The 23,995-nt window shown below is 69.4% G+C and carries 24 protein-coding genes; 10 read left to right on the forward strand and 14 right to left on the reverse strand.

Features of this window, described 5'->3' with window-relative positions:
- Positions 1-13: 13 nt before the first annotated feature.
- Positions 14-667 carry a fructose-6-phosphate aldolase gene (gene fsa / locus AC1RN5_RS20095; RefSeq protein ID WP_493043304.1) on the reverse strand — a complete coding sequence of 218 codons (654 nt, stop codon included), beginning with the start codon at positions 665-667 and terminating at the stop codon, positions 14-16.
- A 233-nt stretch (positions 668-900) separates the two neighbouring features.
- Here fsa and AC1RN5_RS20100 point away from each other — a divergent pair, with 233 nt between their 5' ends.
- Positions 901-3,066 carry a primosomal protein N' gene (locus tag AC1RN5_RS20100; protein WP_493043305.1) on the forward strand — a complete coding sequence of 722 codons (2,166 nt, stop codon included), beginning with the start codon at positions 901-903 and terminating at the stop codon, positions 3,064-3,066.
- Between the two features lie 13 nt (positions 3,067-3,079).
- Here the strand turns inward: AC1RN5_RS20100 and AC1RN5_RS20105 are convergent, their stop codons facing one another.
- The 3 genes from AC1RN5_RS20105 to AC1RN5_RS20115 all read right to left on the reverse strand — a co-directional run bounded on the left by AC1RN5_RS20105 (position 3,080) and on the right by AC1RN5_RS20115 (position 6,281).
- Complete coding sequence (locus AC1RN5_RS20105; RefSeq protein WP_493043307.1) at positions 3,080-3,694, reverse strand: hypothetical protein; 615 nt, start codon at positions 3,692-3,694, stop codon at positions 3,080-3,082.
- 2 nt (positions 3,695-3,696) lie between these two features.
- Positions 3,697-5,364: an MDR family MFS transporter gene (locus AC1RN5_RS20110; RefSeq protein ID WP_493043309.1), complete on the reverse strand. Its 1,668-nt coding sequence runs from the start codon at positions 5,362-5,364 to the stop codon at positions 3,697-3,699.
- A gap of 101 nt (positions 5,365-5,465) precedes the next feature.
- Entirely contained in the window at positions 5,466-6,281 is an 816-nt protein-coding gene (locus AC1RN5_RS20115; RefSeq protein WP_493043312.1) for a TerC family protein, read from the reverse strand.
- Between the two features lie 609 nt (positions 6,282-6,890).
- On the opposite strand from AC1RN5_RS20115, the gene AC1RN5_RS20120 reads away from it, so the two are divergent.
- The 3 genes from AC1RN5_RS20120 to AC1RN5_RS20130 all read left to right on the forward strand — a co-directional run bounded on the left by AC1RN5_RS20120 (position 6,891) and on the right by AC1RN5_RS20130 (position 9,825).
- Positions 6,891-7,520: a CHAP domain-containing protein gene (locus tag AC1RN5_RS20120; protein WP_421933415.1), complete on the forward strand. Its 630-nt coding sequence runs from the start codon at positions 6,891-6,893 to the stop codon at positions 7,518-7,520.
- Positions 7,521-7,525: 5 nt separating this feature from the next.
- Positions 7,526-8,482, forward strand: coding sequence for a magnesium transporter CorA family protein (locus AC1RN5_RS20125; protein ID WP_493043315.1), 957 nt, complete (start codon positions 7,526-7,528; stop codon positions 8,480-8,482).
- 131 nt (positions 8,483-8,613) lie between these two features.
- Positions 8,614-9,825, forward strand: a complete 1,212-nt coding sequence (locus tag AC1RN5_RS20130; protein ID WP_493043317.1) for a pentapeptide repeat-containing protein — start codon at positions 8,614-8,616, stop codon at positions 9,823-9,825.
- A 146-nt stretch (positions 9,826-9,971) separates the two neighbouring features.
- On the opposite strand, the gene AC1RN5_RS20135 is transcribed toward AC1RN5_RS20130, so the two are convergent.
- Positions 9,972-10,832 carry a crotonase/enoyl-CoA hydratase family protein gene (locus tag AC1RN5_RS20135; RefSeq protein ID WP_493043320.1) on the reverse strand — a complete coding sequence of 287 codons (861 nt, stop codon included), beginning with the start codon at positions 10,830-10,832 and terminating at the stop codon, positions 9,972-9,974.
- Positions 10,833-11,027: 195 nt separating this feature from the next.
- Complete coding sequence (locus AC1RN5_RS20140; RefSeq protein ID WP_493043321.1) at positions 11,028-11,666, reverse strand: COQ9 family protein; 639 nt, start codon at positions 11,664-11,666, stop codon at positions 11,028-11,030.
- Between the two features lie 176 nt (positions 11,667-11,842).
- On the opposite strand from AC1RN5_RS20140, the gene rpsU reads away from it, so the two are divergent.
- Positions 11,843-12,082 (forward strand): 30S ribosomal protein S21, encoded by a 240-nt coding sequence (gene rpsU, locus AC1RN5_RS20145; protein WP_215342650.1) that lies wholly within the window; start codon positions 11,843-11,845, stop codon positions 12,080-12,082.
- 190 nt (positions 12,083-12,272) lie between these two features.
- Positions 12,273-14,153, forward strand: coding sequence for an ATP-dependent zinc metalloprotease FtsH (ftsH, locus tag AC1RN5_RS20150; RefSeq protein WP_493043322.1), 1,881 nt, complete (start codon positions 12,273-12,275; stop codon positions 14,151-14,153).
- Between the two features lie 487 nt (positions 14,154-14,640).
- On the opposite strand, the gene AC1RN5_RS20155 is transcribed toward ftsH, so the two are convergent.
- The 5 genes from AC1RN5_RS20155 to AC1RN5_RS20175 all read right to left on the reverse strand — a co-directional run bounded on the left by AC1RN5_RS20155 (position 14,641) and on the right by AC1RN5_RS20175 (position 17,921).
- The gene (locus AC1RN5_RS20155; RefSeq protein ID WP_493043325.1) at positions 14,641-14,937 is read right to left on the reverse strand and encodes an addiction module antidote protein; all 297 of its coding nucleotides are present in this window, start codon (positions 14,935-14,937) and stop codon (positions 14,641-14,643) included.
- A gap of 4 nt (positions 14,938-14,941) precedes the next feature.
- Positions 14,942-15,238, reverse strand: a complete 297-nt coding sequence (locus tag AC1RN5_RS20160) for a type II toxin-antitoxin system RelE/ParE family toxin (protein WP_493043328.1) — start codon at positions 15,236-15,238, stop codon at positions 14,942-14,944.
- 578 nt (positions 15,239-15,816) lie between these two features.
- Positions 15,817-16,134, reverse strand: coding sequence for a hypothetical protein (locus tag AC1RN5_RS20165; RefSeq protein ID WP_493043331.1), 318 nt, complete (start codon positions 16,132-16,134; stop codon positions 15,817-15,819).
- 516 nt (positions 16,135-16,650) lie between these two features.
- Complete coding sequence (locus tag AC1RN5_RS20170) at positions 16,651-17,538, reverse strand: 4-hydroxy-tetrahydrodipicolinate synthase family protein (protein ID WP_493043332.1); 888 nt, start codon at positions 17,536-17,538, stop codon at positions 16,651-16,653.
- Between the two features lie 251 nt (positions 17,539-17,789).
- Positions 17,790-17,921: a hypothetical protein gene (locus tag AC1RN5_RS20175; protein WP_493043334.1), complete on the reverse strand. Its 132-nt coding sequence runs from the start codon at positions 17,919-17,921 to the stop codon at positions 17,790-17,792.
- Between the two features lie 282 nt (positions 17,922-18,203).
- Here AC1RN5_RS20175 and AC1RN5_RS20180 point away from each other — a divergent pair, with 282 nt between their 5' ends.
- Both AC1RN5_RS20180 and folP read left to right on the forward strand, forming a co-directional pair.
- Positions 18,204-18,587, forward strand: a complete 384-nt coding sequence (locus AC1RN5_RS20180) for a hypothetical protein (protein WP_493043335.1) — start codon at positions 18,204-18,206, stop codon at positions 18,585-18,587.
- A 22-nt stretch (positions 18,588-18,609) separates the two neighbouring features.
- Positions 18,610-19,386, forward strand: a complete 777-nt coding sequence (gene folP / locus AC1RN5_RS20185; RefSeq protein ID WP_493043646.1) for a dihydropteroate synthase — start codon at positions 18,610-18,612, stop codon at positions 19,384-19,386.
- Positions 19,387-19,556: 170 nt separating this feature from the next.
- Here the strand turns inward: folP and AC1RN5_RS20190 are convergent, their stop codons facing one another.
- Entirely contained in the window at positions 19,557-20,309 is a 753-nt protein-coding gene (locus AC1RN5_RS20190) for an SDR family oxidoreductase (RefSeq protein ID WP_493043337.1), read from the reverse strand.
- A 61-nt stretch (positions 20,310-20,370) separates the two neighbouring features.
- Here AC1RN5_RS20190 and thiD point away from each other — a divergent pair, with 61 nt between their 5' ends.
- Both thiD and AC1RN5_RS20200 read left to right on the forward strand, forming a co-directional pair.
- Positions 20,371-21,174, forward strand: a complete 804-nt coding sequence (thiD, locus tag AC1RN5_RS20195) for a bifunctional hydroxymethylpyrimidine kinase/phosphomethylpyrimidine kinase (protein ID WP_493043339.1) — start codon at positions 20,371-20,373, stop codon at positions 21,172-21,174.
- Between the two features lie 47 nt (positions 21,175-21,221).
- On the forward strand, positions 21,222-21,743 hold the full coding sequence (locus AC1RN5_RS20200) for a nucleotidyltransferase family protein (RefSeq protein ID WP_493043648.1): 522 nt from the start codon (positions 21,222-21,224) through the stop codon (positions 21,741-21,743).
- Here the strand turns inward: AC1RN5_RS20200 and AC1RN5_RS20205 are convergent.
- Positions 21,734-22,168, reverse strand: a complete 435-nt coding sequence (locus AC1RN5_RS20205; protein ID WP_493043340.1) for a GNAT family N-acetyltransferase — start codon at positions 22,166-22,168, stop codon at positions 21,734-21,736. The two genes, AC1RN5_RS20200 and AC1RN5_RS20205, sit on opposite strands and share 10 nt — an antisense overlap.
- Positions 22,169-22,221: 53 nt before the next feature.
- On the reverse strand, positions 22,222-23,928 hold the full coding sequence (locus AC1RN5_RS20210; protein WP_493043342.1) for a response regulator: 1,707 nt from the start codon (positions 23,926-23,928) through the stop codon (positions 22,222-22,224).
- Positions 23,929-23,995: the final 67 nt, after the last annotated feature.

Raw genomic sequence — 23,995 nt, forward strand, 5'->3', positions numbered from 1 at the left:
CGCCCCTGTGGTTCTACAGAATGGACTGGCCCGTTTTGGCCCAGTCGCTCATGAACTGTTCAAGACCCTTCTCGGTTAACGGGTGCTTGAAGAGGTCCAAGAAAACCCCAGGCGGTATCGTCGCACAGTCGGCGCCGGCGAGCGCCGCGGCGGTCACGTGGGCCGGATTGCGGATCGAGGCGGCCAGGATCTCGGTGTCGAACTCGTAGTTGTCGTAGATGGCGCGGATCTCGCTGATCAGCTCCATGCCGTTGGCGCCGTGGTCGTCCAGCCGGCCGACGAAGGGCGAGATGTAGGTGGCGCCGGCCTTGGCGGCCAGCAGGGCCTGGGCGGCCGAGAAGCACAGGGTCACATTGGTGGAGATGCCCTGCACCGCGAACTCGGCGGTGGCGATCAGGCCTTCGCGGGTCAGGGGCACCTTGACCACGATATTGGTGGCGATGGCGGCGAGCTTGGCGCCCTCGGCCAGCATGCCGGCCACGTCGGTGGCGGCGACCTCGGCGCTCACCGGGCCCTCGACGAGATCGCAAATCTCGGCGATGACCTCCAGCATGGGCCGGCCGGACTTGGCGATCAGGGTGGGATTGGTGGTGACGCCGTCCACCAGGCCCGTGCCGGCCAGGTCCTTCAGGACCGCGGTGTCCGTGGTGTCGAGAAAGAGCTGCATGAAGGGCCTCTGCGCGGGAATGAACCGGGCTTCCTTAGCCTTTGCGCCCCGGCGCGGCCAGCCTATGTGCGGGGCGTGATGCGCCAACCCCCGCTCATCCCGGCGAAGGCCGGGCCCCAGATTCACCTCGGAGGGTCCGTGCCTGGATCACCGGGGAAGGCTGTGGGTTCCACGGGATTGCGGAGTGGGTTTCACCTGGGTCCCGGCCTTCGCCGGGATGAGCGGGGCAAAATATGACCCGCCGCATCGCCTCTATCCTCCTGCCCATGCCCCTGCCGGAGGCCTTCGACTACGAGGAGCCCGAGGGCATGGGCCTCCAGGTCGGCGACCAGGTGGCCGCCCCCCTCGGCCCCCGCCTGCTGCGCGGCGTGGTCACCGCCCTGCGCGACGGGACCGGCGGCAACCGGCCCCTGAAGGCGGTGGAGGCCAGGCTCGACGATCCGCCCCTGCCCGAGCGCGCCCTGGAGTTCATCCAGTGGGCCGCCCGCTATTCGGTGGACTCGCCGGGCGCGCCGCTGGCCATCACCCTGCGCGGCGCCCGCGCCCAGAAGGCCAAGCCTGAAAAGGTCGTGGAGGCCACCGGCGCCCAGCCCGCCCGCGCCACCCCGGCCCGCACCAAGGTGCTGGAGACGGTGGCGACCCAGGCCCTCTCGCCGCCGGATCTGGCGCGGGCCGCGGGGGTCTCCTCGGGGGTCATCAAGGGCCTGGTGGACGAGGGCGTCCTGGCCGTGCGCCGGGTGGAGGCGCCGGTCGCCTTCGATCCCCCCGACCTGACCCTCGCCGGCCAGCCGCTCAATCCCAGCCAGGACGCCGCGGCGAAGATGCTGGTGGCCATGCTGGGGGAGGGGGGCTTCAATGTCGCCCTGCTGGACGGGGTCACCGGCTCGGGCAAGACCGAGGTCTATCTGGAGGCCGTGGCCGCCGCCCTGGCCGCCGATCCGCAGGCCCAGGTGCTGATCCTGCTGCCGGAGATCGCGCTGACCCAGGCCGTCATCGCCCGGGTCGCCGCCCGCTTCGGCGCCGCGCCCGCCGAATGGCACTCCGACATCACCCCGCCCGCCCGCCGCCGGGTTTGGGAAGCTGTAGCGACAAGCCAGTGCCGCATCGTCATCGGCGCCCGCTCGGCCCTGTTCCTGCCCTTCGCCAAGCTCGCTCTCATCGTCGTCGATGAGGAGCACGACGCCTCCTACAAGCAGGAGGAGGGCTTCATCTACCAGGCCCGGGATCTCGCCGTGGCCCGCGGCAAGATCGAGGACGCCGCCGTGATCCTGGCCTCGGCCACCCCGTCGCTCGAATCCCTGCGAAACGCCGAGCTGGGCCGCTATCGCTGGCTGCGGCTGTCCTCGCGCCACGGGACCGCCGTCCTGCCCGACATCACCCTGGTGGACATGCGCGAGACCCCGCCGGAGACCGGCCGCTGGCTCTCGCCGCCCCTGGTCAAGGCCATGGGGGAGACCTGGGCGCGGGGCGAGCAGACCCTGCTGTTCCTGAACCGGCGCGGCTACGCCCCCCTGGTGCTCTGCAAGGCCTGCGGCGAGCGCATGACCTCCCCTGACACCGACAGCTGGCTGGTGGAGCATCGTTATTCCGGCCGCCTGGTCTGCCACCTGACCGGCTTTTCCATGCCCAAGCCGGCGGCCTGCCCCCACTGCGGCGCCAAGGACAGCCTGGTCTCCATCGGGCCGGGGGTGGAGCGGGTGGAGGAAGAAGCCAAGGCCCTGTTCCCCGAGGCCCGGGTCAGCGTCTTCTCCTCCGACACCGCCTGGGACGCGCGGGAGGCCAAGCGGCTGATCGAGGCCATGGAGGACGGACAGATCGACATCCTGGTGGCGACGCAAGCCGCCGCCAAGGGCCACAACTTCCCGGGCCTGACCCTGGTGGGCGTGGTGGACGCCGACCTCGGCCTGCGCGGCGGGGATCTGCGGGCCGCCGAGCGCACCTACCAGCTCCTGGCCCAGGCCACCGGCCGCGCCGGCCGCAAGGACCGTCCCGGCCGCGCCATGCTGCAGACCTACGCGCCGGAACACCCGGTGATGCAGGCGCTCAAGGCCCAGGACCGCGACGCCTTCACCACCGCCGAGCTGGAGGAGCGCGAGATCGCCGGCCTGCCCCCCTATGGGCGGCTGGGCGCCATCATCGTCTCGGGGCCAGACCCGGCCCAGCTGGAGGCCTTCGTGGAAAAGATGGCCCAGGTGGCGCCCAACGCCGAGGGCGTCGCCGTCTACGGCCCCGCCGACGCCCCCCTCGGCCTGATCCGCGGCCGCCGCCGCAAACGCTTCCTCATCCGCGCCGACCGCACGGTGGACCTGTCGGCCTATCTCGCCGCCTGGCGCGCGAGGTTCCGGCCGCCGGGGATGATCCGCGTCGCCATCGACGTGGACCCGTACAGTTTTCTTTAGGCCCCAAAGCCGCTCATCCCGGCGTGCGCCCCGCCACCGGCGCGACGATCACCGGCGAGTCCGCCGGCAGGCCCAGTTTCTGCCGCGCAATCGGCAGGTCGCGGGCGCTGCGGTCGTTGAGGTCGATGCGCCAGCGGGCCCCCTGGCCCAGGGGGCCGCTGTTGATCGGGCTCATGCGAATCTCCGCCAGATAGGTGGTCTGGCCGGGCTCCACCTCGAAGGGGATCACGTCCCAGCTCTGGACATAGAAGCCGAGCGCCATTTCCGCCCGGATGGACCAGATCTCGTATTGGCCCGGCGGCAGGCGCAGCGCCGCCACCTGTCCTGTGTAGGGGGCGTACTTCGGATGCAAGCTCGGCCCGGCCTTGATGGCCAGGAACTCCTTGGTCGTGCCGCCAGGCTCGGTGAAATCGACGCCGTGCCCGAGGTGATAGTAGACGGAGCCTAGGCTCTTGCGGGTCCCAGCCTGCCGGATGTCGATCATGTTGTGGTTGCTGGTGGCGGCCGTGACCGACAGCACCAACTGGCCCGCGTCCGGCCCGGCATACTTCCCGAAGCCAGCCGCGAGAGCCGACCCACTGAACGCCAGGGTGATCAGGCCCGCCAGGGCCGCCAGTGTCGTGCGCATGTTCAGGCCTCTCCCGTTTCCGCGGCGATATCCCCGCCCGGTTCCGCCGCCTTGGCCGCCGCGATGGGCCGCTCGCGCAGGGTCGCCACGGGGATGAACAGCATCAGCACGAAGCCGCAGAGCAGGGAGCACAGGGCGAAGATCATCCCGTGGACGATGGCGACGGAGAAGCTGGTGCGGATGGTCCGCTCCATCGCCACCTGCTTGGGGTCGGCGGCCCGGGCGGCGGCCTGCTCGGGGTGCAGGTTGCGCTCCATGGCCATCTTCTGCAGGTCCGAGAGCTCCAGGTGGCGCACCACGGCGCCGGGTTCGCTCGGCGCGTGCTTGGCCAGTTCGCTGGCCAGGCCCGAGGTCAGCAGGGCGCCGAACAGGGCCACCCCCATGGTCGAGCCGATCTGGCGGACGAACTGGCCGGAACTGGTGGCCACCCCGATCTGGTGGAAGGGCACGGCGTTCTGCACCGCCAGGCCGAACAGGCTCTGGCCGGGGCCGAGGCCTATGCCCACGATCAGCAGCCGCCAGGCCAGGTCCAGCGTCGAGGTGTCGGGGCCGATGAAGCACATCAGGAAGACCCCGAGGATCAGCACGCAGCCGCCGCCGATCATGAAGGGCTTGTAGCGGCCGGTCTTGGTGACCAGCTGCCCGTTGATGGTCGATGAGGCGATCATGCCCCCCATCAGGGCCAGCATGGTCAGGCCGCTGGTGGTGGCGGGAATCCCCTGGCCCACCTGCATGTAGAGGGGCAGGAAGCTGGTGACCCCCATGAAGGCCATGGAATAGACGAAGGCCGCGCCGTTGGCGGTGGTGAAGGTGGGGTTCTTGAACAGCTCCAGGGGGATGATCGGGTCGCGGACCTGCTTCTCCACGAAGACGAAGGCGGTGAGCGCCGCGACCGCGAAGACCAGCATGCCGACGATCAGGGGCGAGGCCCAGGGATACTCCCGGCCGCCCCAGGTGATGGCCAGCAGCAGGGGGACGAAGCCGGCGATGATCAGGCCCGCCCCGCCCCAGTCGATGCGTCCGGTTCCGCGGATCGGCAGGGTCGGCATCTTCACCAGGATCATGGCCACGGCGGCCAGCGCGAAGGGGATGTTGCAGTAGAAGACCCAGCGCCAGCCGGCGATGACGTGGCCGAACAGGGTCACCGTCCCGTGGTCGGTGAAGAAGCCCCCCACCACGGGGCCGAACACGCTGGCGATCCCGAACACCGATCCGAACAGCCCGGAGAACTTGGCCCGCTCGCGGGGCGCGAACAGGTCGGCGATGATGGCGAAGGCGGTGGTGAACAGGGCCCCGCCCCCCAGGCCCTGGACGGCCCGGAAGACGATCAGCTGGGTCATGCCGCCCCCCAGCAGCGGCAGGTCGCCGAACTCGCCGGCCAGGCCCGCCAGCCAGGAGCCGGCCAGGAAGATGCCGATCCCGGCCAGCAGGATCGGCTTGCGCCCGTAGAGGTCCCCCAGCTTGCCCCAGATCGGCACCATGACCGTGGAGGCCAGCAGGTAGGCGGTGGTGGCCCAGGCGTAGAGGTGCAGGCCCGAGAGTTCGGCGATGATCCTGGGCATGGCCGTGCCGACGATCGTCTGGCTCATGGCCGAGAGCAGGAAGACGATCATCACCGATATGAGCGTCAGCCGGCGCTCGTCGTCGCTATAGACGTGGGGCTCGTTCAATTGGCGTTTCCCGGCGGCGAAATGGGCCGCCCCTAATGATCTAATTTTATGGTCGCAGCGCCCGGGGGCGGCGGGAAATGCCGCCGCCCCCGTATCCGATGTTACGGAACGCTATCAGACTTTTCCACCGGCGCGGCCTGGGCCTTGCGCTGCTGGGCGCGGCGCGAGGCCATGTTCAGCCCCTCGACGAGGCCCGAGAAGGCCATGGCCGCGTAGATGTAGCCCTTGGGCACGTGCACCCCGAAGCCGTCGGCGATCAGGGTGGCGCCGATCATCAGCAGGAAGCCGAGCGCCAGCATCACCACGCTGGGATTGGCGTTGATGAAGTTGGCCAGCGGGTTGGCCGCCACCAGCATCAGGGCCACGGCCACGATCACCGCGGTGACCATGATCGGCAGGTCGTCGGTCATCCCCACCGCCGTCAGGATCGAGTCGATGGAGAAGACGATGTCCAGCAGCAGGATCTGGATGATGGCCGCGCCGAAGTTGATGGCGATCGGCGCCTTCTTGTCGAGGACGTCGTGGCTGGGGGTCGGATCCATGGTGTGGTGGATCTCGTTGGTGGCCTTCCAGACCAGGAACAGGCCGCCGGCGATCAGGATCAGGTCGCGCCAGGAGAAGGCCAGCTCGAACGCCGGGTGCCCGTCCGCGCCCACCGGCCCCGTCCAGGGCAGTTCGAACACCGGGGCGGTGAGGCCGACGATGAAGGCGATGGTCGAGAGCAGGACCAGCCGCATGATCAGGGCCAGGCCGATGCCCAGGCGTCGGGCCTTGGCCTGCTGCTCGGGCGGCAGCTTGTTGGACAGGATGGAGATGAAGACCAGGTTGTCGATGCCCAGCACCACCTCCATGACGATGAGGGTGATCAAGGCGGCCCAGGCGGCCGGGTCGGCGGCCAGGGTCATAAGGCTCTGCATGGGGGTCCTCTATGGGTTTCCCCACTTTTCTAGACTATCCCGCGCCAGCACCTACTGCGAATGGTTCTCAAAGTCGCGTGAGTCGGCCGGGTCGCCGTGACGGGCGCCCCTACGGCGCCGCTTTTCAGGGCGCTGCGCGGTCGATGCCCGAAATGTGACCTGCCGCTAGGGCCGGCGTCTCTTCTTGGGCGTGGTCGCGCCAACCGGCGCCGAGGTCTTGGAAGGCCGCCCGTTCGTCTGTTTCGGTTTGTTTCAGGCGCCGGGGTTCTAAGTATCGGCGTGTCGATCTTTGGTATCCATGAATGACGCCGTCATGGCTTGCCAGCTTAACAACAGGAATTTCACGCGAATCGCGTGGTTAGTTTCCTTGTCGTTAAGGGTTTGATTTCCAATTTTCTGGCGTCGACTTGCCTGCGGGCGGCCTAACGGCCCCATGAAGCTGTGGATGGATCGGTGGGCGACTCGGCGACCTTCCGACGCACACGCCGAAAAGCTCTTTGCTTTCGCGCCGAGGGTGAGTATCCCTAATCGCAGTTCGCGTGGGGAGTTCCTCTTAACATGCTAAAACGGACCAGAACCGTTCTCGGTTCCCTGGCCGCCGCGGCGGTTATGACGCTCGCGCCCGTCACGGGCGCTGTGGCCGACACCTACTGGCAGTGCGTGCCCTTCGCGCGCCTGGTGTCCGGCGTCCAGATCTTCGGCGACGCCTGGACCTGGTGGAAGCAGGCCGCCGGCAAGTACGAGACCGGCTTCTCTCCCAAGTCCGGCGCGGTGCTCTGCTTCAAGCCCAACGGCAAGATGCAGCTCGGCCACGTCGCCGTGGTCAGCCAGGTGCTCACCGACCGCGTCATCCAGATCACCCACGCCAACTGGTCGCGCATCGGCGGGACCCGCGGCCAGGTGGAGAAGGACGTCACCGTCATCGACGTCTCCCCGGCCGGCGACTGGTCCCAGGTCAAGGTCTGGTACGATCCGGTCCGCGACCTCGGCTCCACCACCTATCCCACCTACGGCTTCATCTACCAGGACTCCGCCGCCCAGCGCATGGCGAACTCGGGTCTGAACGCCGCCGGCAACACCGCCATCGCCATGGCCCAGGGCGCCGCCAGCCAGATGGCCTCGGCCGTCCGTCCCGGCGCCGGTCCCTTCTCCATGCTGAGCCAGGCCGCCGACTCCACCGACAAGATCGCCGCCCTGATCATGGCCGCGACCTCGCAAGGGTCCTCCGAAGCCAAGTAGGCCCCATGCTGACCCTGATCCGCCGCGGCGCTTCGGCCTCCACCCCCGAGACGCCGGGCCCGGGCTGGGTCCTGCCCCCCGACACCCTCTGGATCGACCTGCTCAACCCCACCCGGGAGGAGGAGCTGGCCGTCGAGCGCGCGCTCTCCGTCGACCTGCCGACCCAGGAGGAGATGGCCCAGATCGAGCCCTCCTCGCGTCTCTACCAGGAGGACAAGGCCACCTTCCTCACCGCCACCCTGCTGTCCCACAGCCAGGAGGACCGGCCCGCCGGCACGCCGGTCACCTTCGTCCTGGCCCGCGGCGTCCTGGTCACCCTGCGCTACGCCCCGCTGAAGGCCTTCACCGTCTTCGCCGCCCGCGCCGCCGACAACCGCGACCTCACCACCGGCGCCGAGGCCCTGCTGGAGCTGCTGGACGCGGTGGTGGAGCGCCTCGCCCACGTGCTGGAGGCCTGCTCGGCCTCGGTGCAGGAGAGCTCCAACGCCATCTTCGACCGCCCCCGCGGCGGCGCCTTCGAGCCCCTGCTGACCGGCCTGGCCCGCACCCAGTCGGTGACCTCCATGGCGCGGGCCAGCCTGGTGAGCCTCGGCCGCCTGGCCAGCTTCGCGACCCTGGCGCCCGAGATCGCCGCCGCCCCGGCCTGCCAGGCCCACCTGGTCTCCCTGCAGCACGACCTGCAGTCGCTCACCGAGCATTCCGGCTCGCTCTCCTCCCACATCGCCTTCCTGCTGGACGCGGCGCTGGGCCTGATCAACATCGAGCAGAACGGCATCATCAAGTTCTTCTCGGTGGTCTCGGTGGTGCTGATGCCGCCCACCCTGGTGGCCTCGATCTACGGCATGAACTTCCACCACATCCCCGAGCTCTCCTGGGCCCTGGGCTACCCCTGGGCGCTGGGCCTGATGCTGCTCACCGGGATCGGCCCCTTCCTGTGGTTCAAGAAGAAGGGGTGGTTCTGACCGCCCCCGGGCTCGGGGCGTCTCGGAAAATCCTGGTCTTCGACAAGAATCGGCCTCTGTGGCGGATTGTCGCAACGGTTCCTTAAGCGCGCTCGGCGAACCTGTTGGCTTCCACGAGTTCTCCGCCCCACATGCCCGCTCCGGCCCTTCTCCTTCGTCCGCTCGACTCCGATGGCCTGCGCCTGGCGCTGGACAAGCATCGGCGATTCCTCGAGGGGCGCAGCGGCGGCCGCCGGGCCAATCTGGCCTATGTCGACCTCACCAACCGTCCCCTGGACGGCGCCGACCTGCGCGACGCCGACCTCACCGGGGCGCGGCTGAACGGGGCGTCCCTGGCCGGCGCCAACCTGGCCGGGGCGGTGCTGTTCGGCGCCGACCTGCGCGACACCGACCTGCGCAACGCCAACCTGGCCAAGGCCGACCTGCGCGGCGCCTGCCTGCGCGGCGCCAACCTGGCCCATGCCGACCTGTCGGGCTGCGACCTGCGCGAGGGCCGCATCGCCCTGCAGGACAAGGCCGAGGGCTTCCGCATCCTGCAGCATGAGGACCGCCCCGGGGAACTGACCTTCGCGGTGCTCTCCGGCGCCAACCTGGCCGGCGCCCACATGCACGGCCTCTCGGCCATGGCCGCCGACTTCACCGACGCCGACCTGTCGGGGGCCACCCTGGGGGGCGCCCGGCTGGTGAAGGCGGTGCTGGACGGGGCCAACCTCACCGGCGCGGACCTGGCCGGCGCCGACCTGTCGGGCGCCTCGCTCAAGCGCGCCATCATGGTCCGCTGCGACGTCTCGATGTCCAACATCAAGGGCGCCGATCTCACCGGCGTGCTCCAGGCCCCGGCGGTGGCGGTCTATATCGACGACCAGCCCCTGGAGAAGATCCTCGCCGCCCACGAGGCCTTCTGCGACTCCGCCGGCAGCAGCGGCCAGGTCGCCCGCCTGCCGGAGACCGACTTCCGCTCCGCCGGGGCGCTGAAGGGCCGCAAGCTCAGCGGCCTCTCGGCCCCGGGCTCCATCTTCTTCGGCATGAACCTGCAGGGGATCCAGCTCCAGGGCGCCGATCTCTCCGGCTGCGACCTGCGCGGCGTCAACCTGCGCCAGGCCGACCTGCGCGGCTGCCGCCTGGCCGACGCCCTGCTCACCCGCGCCGACCTGCGCGGCGCCAAGCTGGGGCCCCTCACCATCGACGACGGCCGCATGGTCCGCACCGACCTGTCGCGCGCCATCCTGCGCGGCGCCGACCTCACCGGCGCCTCGGCCCCCCGCGCCCGCTTCTTCGACGCCGACCTCTCCGGCGCCAAGCTGTCGGGGGCGAACCTCAAGGGCGCCGAGCTGGAGGCGTAAGAACCCCGCTCCTCCCGGCGAAGGCCGGGACCCAGATTCATCCTGGGCGGTAAGAGGTGATCCGCAGTCCGATTTCCGGCTTCTCATCAGATCGGAGTGGGTTTCACCTGGGTCCCGGCCTTCGCCGGGATGTGCGGATTTGGTCCCTACATCCCGTGCTTCAGCGGCTGCAGGTCCTGGAACACCGCCTCGCGCTTCTCGGCCTTGGCCTTGAAGGCCTCGCCCATGTGGGCGCCGGAGAACATGCCCGTCTGCCAGACGGCGATATAGTCCAGCCCGTCCTTGATGGTGTGGTCGCGGGCGTAGTTGATCATCACCTTCGAGCCGGTCACCGCCAGGGGCGCCTTGGACGCGATCTCGCGGGCCGTCACCAGGGCGTGGTCGAGACAGGCGGCGTGGTCGGGGAACACCTCGTTGACCCAGCCGATCTCCTTGGCCTTCCGGGCGGGCATCCGGCGGCCGGTATAGGCCATCTCGCGCACCCAGCCCTCGGGGATCAGCTTGCAGAGCCTGGGGAAGGTGCCGACATCGGCGGTCATGCCGATATTGATCTCCTGGATGCAGAAGAAGGCGTCCTCGGTGGCGTAGCGGATGTCGCAGGCGCTGGTCATGTCCACCGCCCCGCCGATGCAGCCCCCCTGGATCGCCACGATCACCGGGATCCGCGCGTCGTCCAGGCAGCCGAAGCAGTCCTGCAGCCACGCGATATGATGCCGCTGCTGCTCGGCGTTGATGTGCCGGTCCTGGTTCTGGGTGGCCGAGGTCGACCCCCCGCCGCCGAACACCGCCAGGTCCATGCCGGCCGAGAAGTGCTTGCCCGTGGAGCTGATCACGATGCAGCGCGCCCGGGCGTTGTGGTCGATGTCCTTCACGATCACCGGCAGCTCGTTCCAGAACTCCCGGATCATCGAGTTCATGGCCTCGGGGCGCTTGAGCTGGATGTGGGCGACCCCGTCCTCGATGGTGACGGCGAAGCAGGTGAAGTCGGTCTTGGTGACGTCGGTCATGGGGTTTCCTCTCGTTGGAAACATCATCGTCCCGTGACGCGGGGAAAGGGAAGGCCTTGAACTAGAGTGTCATCCCGCATGCAGCGCCGCAGGCGCGGAAGTGCGGGACCCAGAAGCACCGAACTTTCCGGCACGCCCCGTGCGTCTGGGTCCCGGTCTTCCGCGTGCCGCGGAAACCGGGATGACACCCAGGGCTCATCCGTAGCGCATCTTGCCCAGCGCGGCGGCCACGTCCCTCAGCAGGTCGCCGCCCTTCAGGCCGGCCTTCCACTTCTCATAGGCCATGACGTTCTCGATCCGGCTGTCGACGAAGGCCAGGGCGTCGGCCCGGCCCGACCCCAGCCGGATCGCCAGGGCCGAGGCGAGGATGCCCGAGAGGATGGCGCGCTTGGAATAGTGGTTCTCGTCGGTGGCGGTGTCGCCGGCCCAGCGCCACAGGACATCGGCGCTCTCCCACAGCAGCCGCAGGGCGAGCGGAATGTTCAGGGGCAGGGCCAGCCAGCCGGCCCAGCGGCGCACGGCGGCCTCGTCGGCGGCCGCGGCGTCGAGCCGGGCCTCCACCGCCGCGCGGATGCGGGCGCGGATCTTCAGGGTCTGCGGATCGGTCCCCGCCAGGCGGGCCAGGGCGGCTGCGTCATGGCGCCGAGACAGCAGGGCCGCCAGGTCCGCCGGCCCATGCGGGACCAGCAGTTCGGTCTCCGGCCCGCTCAGGCCACAGGCCTTGCCGGCGGCCCGCGCCATGGGCCAGGTCCAGCCCTGGGACGGGGCGAGCTTGAGGGCCGCGTCCAGAATCTGTTGTTCGGTGGCCTCAGCCCAGTCGGTTTCGTGCGCCATGGCCCACAATAACGCGGTCGAAGGCCCCTGTCCGCCGTGGACATCACCCTCCGTCTCTGGTATTTCGCCGCCCTCATCCCGGAGGCTCTTGGCTTCTGGGGGCAAGGCTATTGTCCGTTCGCCGCCGCCTGACCCCAGGACTGGCCGAGCGGGAACGGGTAACAGGAGAGATAACTCTGGTTCAGATTTTCGTCCGCGACAACAACGTCGATCAGGCCCTGAAGGCGCTGAAGAAGAAGATGCAGCGCGAGGGCTCGTTCCGCGAAATGAAGCGGCACGTGCACTATGAGAAGCCCAGCGAGAAGCGCGCCCGCCAGAAGGCCGAGGCCGTTCGCCGCGCCCGCAAGCTGGCCCGCAAGCGCGCCCAGCGCGAAGGCCTGATCCCGGCCCCGAAGAAGGCCCCCGGCGCCCGGTAGGGAGCTGAGCCTCTTCGAAGCTTAAGTATTTGAAAGGCCGTGCGGATCACCGCGCGGCCTTTTGCTTTTGCCGAAATCCCATGCTCACGCTGCGAACTTCCGTCGCGTGGCGCCGTGCTTGCTGGTGAAACCGCGTCCGGCCTCCTATCTTGAGGTCTGACGGACAAATTCCGGAACGGTCTGGACCAAAATGAACCTGCGCAATCTCGCCATCTGGGGCGTCATCGTCGTCGTCCTCATCGGCCTCTACAGCATGATGACCGGCGGCGGCCACGCGGCCGGCTCGGGCCAGATCACCTACAGCCAGCTGCTGTCCAAGGTCGCCTCGGGCGAGGTCAAGCAGGCGACGATCCGCGGCGCCAGCGTCGACATCAAGGATGCGGCAGGCAAGACCTTCTCGGCCATCACCCCCAACAACCAGGACGACCTGGTCAAGCGCCTGGAGGGCCAGGGCGCCGACATCGAGGTCAAGCCGATCGGCGGCGGCCTGGTGGGCCTGCTGGTCCAGAGCCTGCCGATCCTGCTGCTCGTGGGCGTCTGGATCTTCTTCATGCGCCAGATGCAGGGCGGGGCCCGCGGGGCCATGGGCTTTGGCAAGTCCAAGGCCAAGATGCTCACCGAGAACAAGAACCGCATCACCTTCGACGATGTGGCGGGCGTCGACGAGGCCAAGGAGGAACTGACCGAGATCGTCGAGTTCCTCAAGGACCCCCAGAAATACCAGCGCCTGGGCGGCAAGATCCCCAAGGGCGCCCTGATGGTCGGCCCCCCCGGCACCGGCAAGACCCTGCTCGGCCGCGCCGTCGCCGGCGAGGCGGGCGTGCCCTTCTTCTACATTTCCGGCTCCGACTTCGTGGAGATGTTCGTGGGCGTCGGCGCCAGCCGCGTGCGCGACATGTTCGAGCAGGCCAAGAAGAACAGTCCCTGCATCATCTTCATCGACGAGATCGACGCCGTCGGCCGCCACCGTGGCGCGGGCCTCGGCGGCGGCAATGACGAGCGCGAGCAGACCCTCAACCAATTGCTGGTGGAGATGGACGGCTTCGACCCCTCCGAGGCCATCATCGTCATCGCGTCGACCAACCGTCCCGACGTGCTGGACCCGGCCCTGCTGCGTCCCGGCCGCTTCGACCGCCAGGTCGTGGTGCCGAACCCGGACATCGGCGGGCGCGAGCGCATCCTGCGCGTCCACATGAAGAACGTGCCGCTCGCCGCCGACGTCGACGTCAAGACCATCGCCCGCGGCACCCCCGGCTTCTCCGGCGCCGACCTGGCCAACCTGGTGAACGAGGCCGCCCTGATGGCCGCGCGCAAGAACCGCCGCATGGTCCTGCAGCGCGACTTCGAGGACGCCAAGGACAAGGTCATGATGGGCGCCGAGCGCAAGTCCATGGCCATGACCGAGGAGGAAAAGCGCCTCACCGCCTATCACGAGGGCGGCCACGCCCTGCTGGCCCTCTCGGTCCCGGCCACCGATCCGGTGCACAAGGCCACTATCATTCCGCGCGGCCGCGCGCTGGGCATGGTCATGCAGCTGCCGGAACGCGACCAGCTCTCCATGTCCTATGAGCAGATGACCTCGCGCCTGGTCATCCTGATGGGCGGCCGCATGGCCGAGGAGATCATCTTCGGCAAGGAGAAGATCACCTCGGGCGCCTCGTCCGACATCGACCAGGCCACCCGCCTGGCCCGCGCCATGGTCACCAAGTGGGGCTTCTCCGACAAGCTGGGCGTCGTCTCCTACGGCGAGAACCAGGACGAGGTCTTCCTCGGCCACTCGGTCTCCCGCACCCAGAGCGTCTCGGAAAAGACCGCCAACCTCATCGACGAGGAGGTCAAGAAGCTGGTCCAGACCGCCTTCGACGAGGCCCGCCGCATCCTGACCACCAAGCTGGACGACCTGCACACCCTGGCCAAGGCCCTGCTGGAATACGAGACCCTGTCCGGCGACGAGATCATCGCCGTCCTCAAGGGCGTCGCCCCCAACCGCGACGACAGCGATAGCAAGCGCCCCATGGGCCCCGCCGTCTCCGTCCCCCTCTCCCCCCGCGCCGACCCCGAACCGGCCTGAGGCCCAGAGGCCTGACCTACCCGAAGGGGAGCCCACGGCTCCCCTTCGTCATGTCTGGGGACGTCCTCCGAACATCCTCGTCCCCGGGCTTGTCCCGGGGACCTACGATCTCCGTCTAGGTCCGGATCGCACGACCCTGGTGCGCGCGCCGTTCGTGTGGTTCGTGGTTCAACGCTTTCGACCGCGCCGTCGCTGGCGCCTATCAGGCGGTCCACGAACCCCACGAACAAGGACGGCTCCAGATGCTCCCCCACTGGGGGAGCTCCCGGCCGAATGGCCGGGTGAGGGGGACTTTCACTCTTGTTTGGAAGCGTCCGGCCGGCCGCCCCCGCGTCTATCGACGCGCGCCACCTCCCGCGCTTCGCGCTGGGTCGTGATGACACTGTATGAAAGAGCCCAACCCCATCGCCGTCAGGGACCGCGTTCGGCTTGGGCCGCGTCGGCCAGTGTCGGGGACGATCCATTTCATACAGCGTCACCGCTATTCTCAGATGGGCTCCGGAAGGCGCTCTGGATGCAGCCTGAACCCAAGGGCTCCAGCCACCTTCAAGACGGTGTCAAACTCCGGATGCCCCTCGGCGCTGAGCGCCTTGTAAAGCGCCTGACGGGATAGTCCGGTCTCTTCCGCCAGTTGTGACATCCCCCTGGCGCGCGCCACGACCCCCAGCGCATGGGTGATGAGGGACGGATCGCCGGATTCGAAGGCGTCCTCCAGGAACGCTTCGATGGCTTCAGGCGTGTCCAGAACTGCGGCTGCGTCAAAGCGGCTCGTCTTCAGGGGCATCAGATCACGTCTCCAGTTCCCGGGCCATTTCCTTGGCGCGTTTGATATCCCGATCCTGCGATGACTTGTCGCCACCGCAGAGCAGGATCACGAGGACTTCGCGTCGTTGCACAAGGTAGGCGCGATAGCCGGGTCCATAGTGGATCCGGAGCTCGGAGACGCCTTCGCCGACCGGCTCGGCATCGCCGAAGTTTCCAAGTTCGAGCCGCGCGAGGCGGGCCGCGATCTTGGCCACCGCCCTGCGGTCACGCAGCGTCTCGAGCCACGTCCGGAACACCTCGGTCTGGCGCACCTCGATCATGTGTCAACTATAGGCGACGAAAAGCCGCTCCTGTCAAGCGCGTGTCTCTTATGGGCGACAGTCCATGGCGGGGTCCGCTCTCGACCCGTTGCGGACCCTCGCGGGATCAACCACTCTCTTGCCCGGATACGAGGACCGATCTGTGAACCGAGCCGACGCCCTTCGCGCGAAGCAACCCCAGCTTTACGCCGACGTGCGGCTGTACCCGGCGTCTGAGGGCGGGCGCGAGGTCGACGCTCGCATGGGTTGGAGCTGCCTGTGCACGCCACACAACGATCAGCCCTCTGGCTTCGGAGGCTGGCCAGTCCTCGGAGATGATCCACTTGAGCCAGAGAGCGAACGTCGCTTGGGCTTCGTCTTCTTGACTGATGACGCCGCCCCGGCCCTGCGGGCGCTCGGGAAGTTCTACCTCTGGGAAGGGCGTTTCATCGGCGAGGCCGTCGTCGTCTTGCCTTGAACAGCGGAAGTCCTCGTCTTGGCCCCAGCGCAAGGTCTGCAACCCACCCATCTCGGACCTCGACGAGGTCCGCTTCTGGCCGCGGGCGAGTGGCGGCGATCACCCCCCTGCGGAGTTTTAGCTAGGTCCGCACGGAGTGGCACGTCATCGTCGTTCGGCTGTGACCGCTGCCCCGGGGCGGAAGGTGTTTGACGCCCAGACCTTCCTCACCATCTTGCCGCTCGAAAGTCGCCGCACATCGCAATGTCGCGGGAGCGTCTTCCCCGAGCACCTTCACCGCACCACCGTCGCGAAACAGCGCGAAGGTGCATTGGTAGCCGCGCCCCCGGGTGCGGCATGCCAAATCTTGGATGTGGAGGTCTGGGGCATCTGCGTTGCCTTTGCTGGCGTTGTACCAGAGTGAGCCGACCCAGTTGCCGTTGCCGATCAGCGCGTTCATCTCAAGGTCGTTCCAGATCGCCGCGCGAACCTCCCCCGCCGTCTCATCAGGAGGTGGCGACAAGGAAACGGCCGCCAGCAAAGCCAATAGTCTTAGCATCCAGCGATGCTACCCCAGCGGGGTCCGCTTTCCACCCGTCTCAGACACCGACAGGGTCCGGTTTGGGGCGATCTCGGGGAACGTGGCGGCGACCGCGCTTGGGTCCGCATGCGACCCCGAGCCGAGGTTCAACCTCAGCTCTGCCTACGGGCTCCAATAGGTGATGTCGCAGGTGCCGTCTGGCCTCAGCTTGACGCCTACATCCAGCGAGTCGGCGGCGTCATCACAGGCCGCGACATCCCCTTCTCGACGCGTCTCGCCATAACGAGGTGGCCCATGGGCGCAGCCGGCCAGCAACAGGGCGGGCAGAAGCGCGGCGGGGACTAGAAGCCTCTTCATCGGAGGAATCTTAACCCTCCAACGTCGGGTTTCCACCCCTTTTCGACATCCCGACCGTCCGCCGCGAGGCCGCCCCCTTCACGACCCCCAGGACATCGCCAGGGCGGAATCCAGTCTCTGGGCGAGGGCGGGGCTGACCGGCGTCATGGGAAGCCGGACCTCCGGACTGTCGATCAATCCCCTTCGCCAGAGGCAGTGCTTCAGCGGCGCCGGATTGGGCTCGGAGAACAGCAGCTCGGGGATCTGCGAGAGCAGGCTCCAGGCCTGATCGATGGTGGATCTGTCGAGGTCCAGAAGCCCCCGGAAACCCTGAGGATCGATGTGGGCCGAGGCCAGGACCCCGCCGTCCGCCCCGTCCCCCAGGGCGACCCCGAACCGCGCGTCGTCCCCCGCCAGCACGGCGAAGCCCGGCGGCTTGCAGCCGATGAGATCGCGGCTCTGCGCGAAGTCCGCGCAGCAGTCCTTGACGCCCCTCAGGTTCGGTCGCTCCGCCAGGCGCAGCAGGGTGTCGTTCTGCAGGTTCACGCCGGTCCGATAGGGGATGTTGTAGACGAGCAGGTCCGCCCCGGTGCTGTCGGCGAGCGCCTCGAAGTGGAGCCTGAGCCCCTCCTGGGAAGGACGGACATAGTGCGGGCAGCTGACCAGGACGGCGTCCGCCCGCCAGCTCTCGACGGCGCGCAGGGCCCGGGCGACGGCCGATGTCGATACGCCATGCAGCCCGAGCATGATCAGGGTCCCGGCGTCCGCCGCCGCGATCTCCTCGGCCACCGTGCGCACGACCCGCTGGGCCTCATCGGCGGACAGGGCCATGCCCTCTCCGGTGGTGGCGCAGAGGACAAAGCCGTCGACCTTGCCGACATAGGCGCGCGCCAGGCGGCGCAGGGACGCCTCGTCGAGCCTGTCGTCCTTGAACGGGGTCACGAACGGAAGCCAGAGGCCGGCATACCGGGGACGGGGATGGGTCATGATCGTCTCCATTGGCCGGAGACGAAGCACCTGGACCCCGTCGCGCCGGCGGGGTCAGTGAGGGTGTGATTGGCGCGTCAGATGGCGCGCGAAGACCAGCCCAGACCCCTGTGGAGGGGCTGTTTTTTCGCAACGGCCTTGGCCAGGGCGGCGGTCATGGGCCCACATCACGCAATCGCTCGGCCAAGGTCAAGCCGGAACCCAGACCCAGCGCGTCGCCCCATCCGCGCTTCGCGAGAGGGCGGCCGCCCTCAGACCGGCGACTTCTCCAGCATCTTCACGGCCTGCTGCATGATCCGGCGGCCCCAGCTGGAGAGGTCCTCGCGGGCGAGCTTGGCGCGGGCGGCCTCGAGGGCCGTGGAGCCATAGCGGCGGCGAAGCATCTGAGCTTCCTCCAGCGCCTCCTGGTTGAGACGCCGCCAACGCTTATAGAGACGCACCGGATTAACGATCATGGCGACCCCGCTCGATCCCGTGCTGCATAGCACCATCTCGTGACGGAATGGAGGCGAAACCCAAATTGGGCCACAAGTCTGGCGTGGAATCCCTGACGCTGCACGGTATTCGAGCGTTGCGCCCGCCTGGCGGGTGGATCGGCGCGCATCTTTCCCGGGGCCTTGTCCTTGCACCCCACCCTGGCGTCTGTCCTGATTGGGGAAACCGCCATGACCCGTCTGTTCACCCTGTTGCTGGCCGCCCTGGCCTTCGCGCCGCCGGCCCTGGCCGCCCCCTATGGCGAGGCCCGGGTGCTGCCTGTGCGCAGCCAGGCCCAGGCGCGCCCCGGCTATCACCTGGCCCGGCCCGACCTGCTGGCCACCGCCTCGGGGGTCCGCGCCCATGGCATGATCTGCCGCCAGGCGGGCCATGCGGGCCTGCCGGTCCGCCGGGTGCGGGTGCAGCATCTAGACCCCGCCGGCCGCGTCCTGGGCGCCGTCGAGGTGCGGGTGGACTTCGACTCCGTGCGCCGGTCTGCTAGCTGCACGGCCTATGACCTCGCCACCGCCTGGAAGATCGACCCCGCCGACACCGTCCTCGCCTCCGCCCTCTAGCGGAGCCCGGCCCGTGCGGGTGATGGGGATCGTCAACGCCACCCCCGACTCCTTCTCCGACGGCGGCCTATTCCTGGATCCGCAGGCGGGCCTCGACCACGCCCTGCGCCTGGTGGGCCAGGGCGCCGATATCCTGGACATCGGCGGCGAGTCCTCCCGCCCCGGCGCCGAGCCGGTGGGGGAGGGCCAGGAGATCGCCCGGGTCGCCCCCCTGATCGCCCAGGTCCGCGCCCGGTCCAGCGTGCCCATCTCCATCGACACCGTGAAGCCGGCCGTGGCCCGCGCGGCGATGGCGGCCGGCGCCTCGATCTGGAACGACATCACCGCGCTGGCCGCCCCCGGCGCCCCGGAGCTGGCCGCCGAGCTGGGGTGCGAGGTGATCCTCATGCACATGCAGGGCGAGCCCCGCACCATGCAGGCCGCCCCGCGCTATGACGATGTGGTCGCCGAGGTCTGCGCCTTCCTGACCGCCCGCGCCGAGGTCGCCCTGGCCGCCGGGGTGGCCCGCGACCGCATCTGGCTCGATCCGGGGATCGGCTTCGGCAAGACCCTGGCCCACAACCTGGCCCTGCTCTGCGCCCTCGACAGGATCGTGGCCCTGGGCTTCCCGGTCCTGCTGGGAGTCAGCCGCAAGAGCTTCCTGGCCCGCCTCGACCCCGCCGCGAAAGATCCCGCCCACCGCCTCGGCGGCTCCCTGGCGGCCGCCCTCATCGGCGCCGCGGCCGGCGTGGCGGCCGTCCGGGTCCACGATGTGGGCGAGACGGCGCAGGCGTTGCGGGTGTGGGAGGCGGCCCGCTGAGCTTTTAGATGCTCCCCCTCTGGGGGAGCTCCCGGCCGACCGGCCGGGTGAGGGGGACTTTGACTCTTGTTTCCAGCGGTCTTGCGAACCGCCCCCTCCGTCACGCGTCTGCCGACGCGCGCCACCTCCCCCAAACCGCGCTGCGCGCTGGGGGAGGATCTTCGCCGCGCCTACCCCCGCCCGATGAACGGCATCTTCGTCGCCATCACGGTCATGAACTGGACATTGGCCTCCAGCGGCAGGCTGGCCATGAACACCACCGCGTCGGCCACGGCCTTCACGTCCATCATCGGCTCGGGCGAGAGCGTCCCGTCGGCCTGGGGCACGCCGCGCGCCATGGCCGCGGTCATCTCGGTGGCGGCGTTGCCGATGTCGATCTGGGAGCAGGCGATGTCGAAGGCCCGGCCGTCCAGGGCCGTGGACTTGGTGAGCCCGGTGATGGCGTGCTTGGTGGCGGTGTAGGCGACCGAGCGCGGCCGGGGGCTGTGGGCGGAGATCGAGCCGTTGTTGATGATCCGCCCGCCCCGGGGGTCCTGGGCCTTCATCAGCCGGAGGGCGCCTTGGGTGCAGAGGAAGGCGCCGGTGAGGTTCACATCCACCACCCGCCGCCATTGGGCGAGGGTGAGGTCCTCCATCGGCACGGGCGGGGCGCCGGTCCCGGCGTTGTTGAACAGCAGGTCCAGCCGGCCAAACCGTTCCCGCACCTGGGAAAACAGCGCCAGGACCTGGGCCTCGTCGCTCACATCGGTGGCGATCGTCGTGCACATGTCGGCCTTGGTTCGTCGGGCCGTCTCCTCCAGCTCGCCGGGTCGGCGCCCGGCCAGGACAACGTGAAACCCGGCGTCCACAAGGGCTAGCGCGCTCGCCCGGCCGATCCCGGACCCGGCTCCGGTGACGATGGCGGTCTTGATGTCGGTGCTCATGGGGCGAGACCACCCGAGTCTTCCATCCACGACAACCGACGAATCCTGTATTTCCTCGAGGATGGCCGAACATCGCGGACGCGTCCTCATCATCGCCGGCTCGGACTCCGGCGGCGGGGCGGGCATCCAGGCCGACATCAAGACCGTCACCGCGCTTGGGGGCTACGCCGCCACCGCCGTCACCGCCATCACCGTCCAGAACACCCTGGGCGTCACCGGCGTCCACCCGATCCCGCCCGCGGTGGTGGAGGCCCAGGCCCGCGCCGTCCTCGACGACATCGGCGCCGACGCCCTGAAGACCGGCATGCTCGGCGACGTGGAGATGGTGGAGCGGGTGGCCGCGATCCTTGATTCCACAAGGGCTCCGGCCGTCGTCGACCCGGTCATGGTGGCCAAGGGCGGGGCCAACCTGCTGGCCGAGCGGGCCATCGCGGCGGTGCGGTCCCTGATGGTCCCCCGGGCCTTCCTCCTGACCCCCAACGCCCCCGAGGCCCAGGCCCTGACCGGCCTGGCGGTGGAGACCCCCGACGACCTGCGCCGCGCCGGCGATGCCCTGCTGGCCCTGGGCGCCAAGGCGGTGCTGATGAAGGGCGGCCACGTCGAGGGGTCCCGGGTGATCGACATCCTGATGACCCCCCAGGGCGAGACCAGCTTCGAGGGCGAGCGCCTGGAGACCCGCCACACCCACGGCACCGGCTGCACCCTGGCCTCCGCCGTGGCGACCGGCCTGGCCCAGGGCCTGGACCTGCCCCAGGCCGTCGCCCGGGCCTGGGCCTATGTCCACGAGGCCATGCGCCAGGCCCCCGGCTTCGGCGCCGGCCACGGCCCCCTCGACCACGCCTGGCCCTTGCGGGGCAAGGCGTGAGACACCGCGACGACCTCGAAGCCATCCTGCGGGCCACGCCGGGCCTGATGCACGTCATGGAGACCGCCCGGGCCCTGGACCTGCCCGACTGGCTGGTCTTCTCCGGGGCCATCTACCAGCCGGTCCTCAACCACCTGACGGGCCGCCCGGCCGACCACGGGATCAAGGACTACGACCTGGCCTATTTCGACCCCGACACCGCCTATGAGGCCGAGGACGCGGTGATCCGCAGGGTGGCGCAGGCCTTCGAGCCGCCCTTCCGGGAGATGGTGGAGGTGCGCAACCAGGCCCGGGTCCACCTGTGGTTCGAGGCCAAGTTCGGCGAGCCCTACGGCCCCCCCTTGGTCTCCAGCGCCGACGCCCTGTCCCGGTTCGCCAGCCCGCTCAACGCCGTGGCCGCGCGGCTGGAGGCCGACGGGTCCATGACCGTCCTGGCGCCCTTCGGCCTGGAGGACCTGTTCTCCATGACCTACCGCGCCAATCCCAATCGGCGGGTCAGCGGTTTCGCCCTCACCTCCGGCGCGGCCCAGAGGCGCTGGCCCGAGCTCACCGTCATTCCTCAGGAATAGGTCTTGCGGATCTCCATCCAGCGGTCGACGCCGGTCAGCGGTCCGAAGCCGTACTGGGCGTAGAGGCCGTGGGCGTCGCGGGTGGCCAGGTGCATGCGCCGGAAGCCCTGCAGGTCCGGATGGTCGCCGATGAAGGCCATGATCGCCTTGCCCAGCCCCGCCCCGCGATGGGCGCCGTCCACATAGACGTCGCACACCCAGCCGAAGGTGGCCCGGTCGGTCACCACCCGGGCCATGCCGGCCATGCTCCCGTCGGGGGCGTAGACGCCGATCGTGAGGCTGCCGGCCACCGCCTTCTCGAAGGTGGCCCGCGGGATACCGGTCCCCCAGTAGCTCTCGGCGGAGATCCAGTGATAGGCGCGCGCGATATCGAACCGCGCCGGGTCGTCGCTGACCGTGTAGCCGCTGGTGTGCAGGGTCTCCATGACCGCCTCCCTCCGCTGGAAAGCCGGCTGTTAGGAGAAATCGACCCGCCGCGCTAGGCCACCGCGGCCACGGTGGTGTCGGCGTCCAGCACGTCCTCGATGGCGCGGAACAGCTCGGCGGCCTCGACGGGCTTCATGACGAAGGCGTTCATCCCGGCGGCCAGGCACAGATTGACCTCGGCGCGGCCGGCCGAGGCGGTCAGGGCGATCACCGGGGTGCGCTGGTTGGGTCCGGGGGCGGCGCGGAGGATTCCCACCGCCTCCAGCCCGCCCATCCGTGGCATGTTGAGGTCCATCAGGACCAGGTCGAAGCGCTCCAGGGCCAGGGTATCCAGGGCCTCCTGGCCGTCCTGCGCCGTGGCGATGGTGTCCACCGCCCCCTGCAGGATCAGGGTGAAGGCGCGCCGGTTGATCTCGTGGTCGTCGACGATCAGCACCCGCAGCGCCGTCTGGGCCGGCGCGATGTCCGGGGTCTGGACCGGCGCCTGGGCGGCCCCCAGCCCGAGGGCCAGGCGGAAGGTCGAGCCGTGGCCCGGCGCGCTTCTGGCCGTCAGGTCGCCCCCCATCAGGCGGGCCAGTTCGCGGCTGATATTGAGGCCCAGGCCGGTGCCGCCATGGGTGCGGGCGACGCTGTCGCTGGCCTGGCCATAGGCGGTGAACAGGCCGCCCATCTGCTCGGCCGTCATGCCGGCGCCGGTGTCGGCGACCTCCAGGGCGAGGTCCCAGGTCCCGTCGGCGGCGGGGGCGGCGACCATGCGCAGGGTGATGGCGCCGGCCTCGGTGAACTTGAGCGCGTTGGAGAGCAGGTTGTTGAGGATCTGGCGGACCCGGGTGGGGTCGCCCGCCACCCAGGCCGGCAGGCGGTGGGCGCCCTCCAGGCGGAAGGCCAGGCCGCGGCCGCGCGCCACCGGCGCCCAGAACCGCACGGTCTCCAGCATCAGGCGCCGCAGGTCGAAGGCGATGGTCTCGACCCCCATGCGGCCGGCCTCGATCTTGGAGAGGTCCAGCAGGTCGTCCAGCAGGGCGCGCATCATCCGGCCGGAGGAGGCGATCAGCTCCAGGTTCGAGTCCCGCGCGCCCTCGGAGCGGGCGCCGCGCGCCTCGGCGGCGCCGGCAAGGATGGCGCTGATGGGCGTGCGCAGTTCGTGGCTGACCATGGCCACGAAGGCCGACTTGGCCGCGTCGGCGGCCTCGGCCCGGGCGCGGGCCTCGCTTTCGGCGGTGAGCGCCCGGGCGGCGGCCCGCCAGATCATGTGGGTGAAGACGACGATCAGGACGGCGGCGGCGGCCAGGGCTATGGCCTGGTGGATCTGCGCGCCCAGGGCGAGGGCGACGAAGGGGGTGGTGGCCAGATAGACCGCGAAGGGACTCGAGGCGGCCAGGAAGGCCAGGCGCGACTTCTGGCTGGTGAGGGCCGAGTTGAGCTGGCCGCCGCACAGCAGGCAGATCCAGCAGGCCAGGCCGAAGGCGCCGTCGCGCAACGGCCCGGCGGCGGCGAAGGCGCCGAACACCACGCCGTTTGTGACCAGCAGGGCGATCGCGGCCCAGGTGGGCGGGGTCCGACGGCCGAGGAGGAAGTATTCCACCGCCTGCAGGCCGCCATAGAGGGCCAACCAGACCAGGGCCCAGGGCCAGCCCGTGATGGTCCCGAAGCCCAGGGTCAGGCCGACGGCGAGTCCGGCGCGCATCCGCGCCTGGGACCGGCGCGCCGCGATGACCTCCATCAGGTCGGACGAAAGGGTCCCAGCCGCGGGCGGCATGTGGTGAGTCTCGGCGAATGGCGTTACGCCAATAGACGCTCGCCCAAGCTAAGCTTGGATGAATCCC

It is taken from the genome of Phenylobacterium sp. GW821-FHT12F10 (assembly GCF_058806695.1).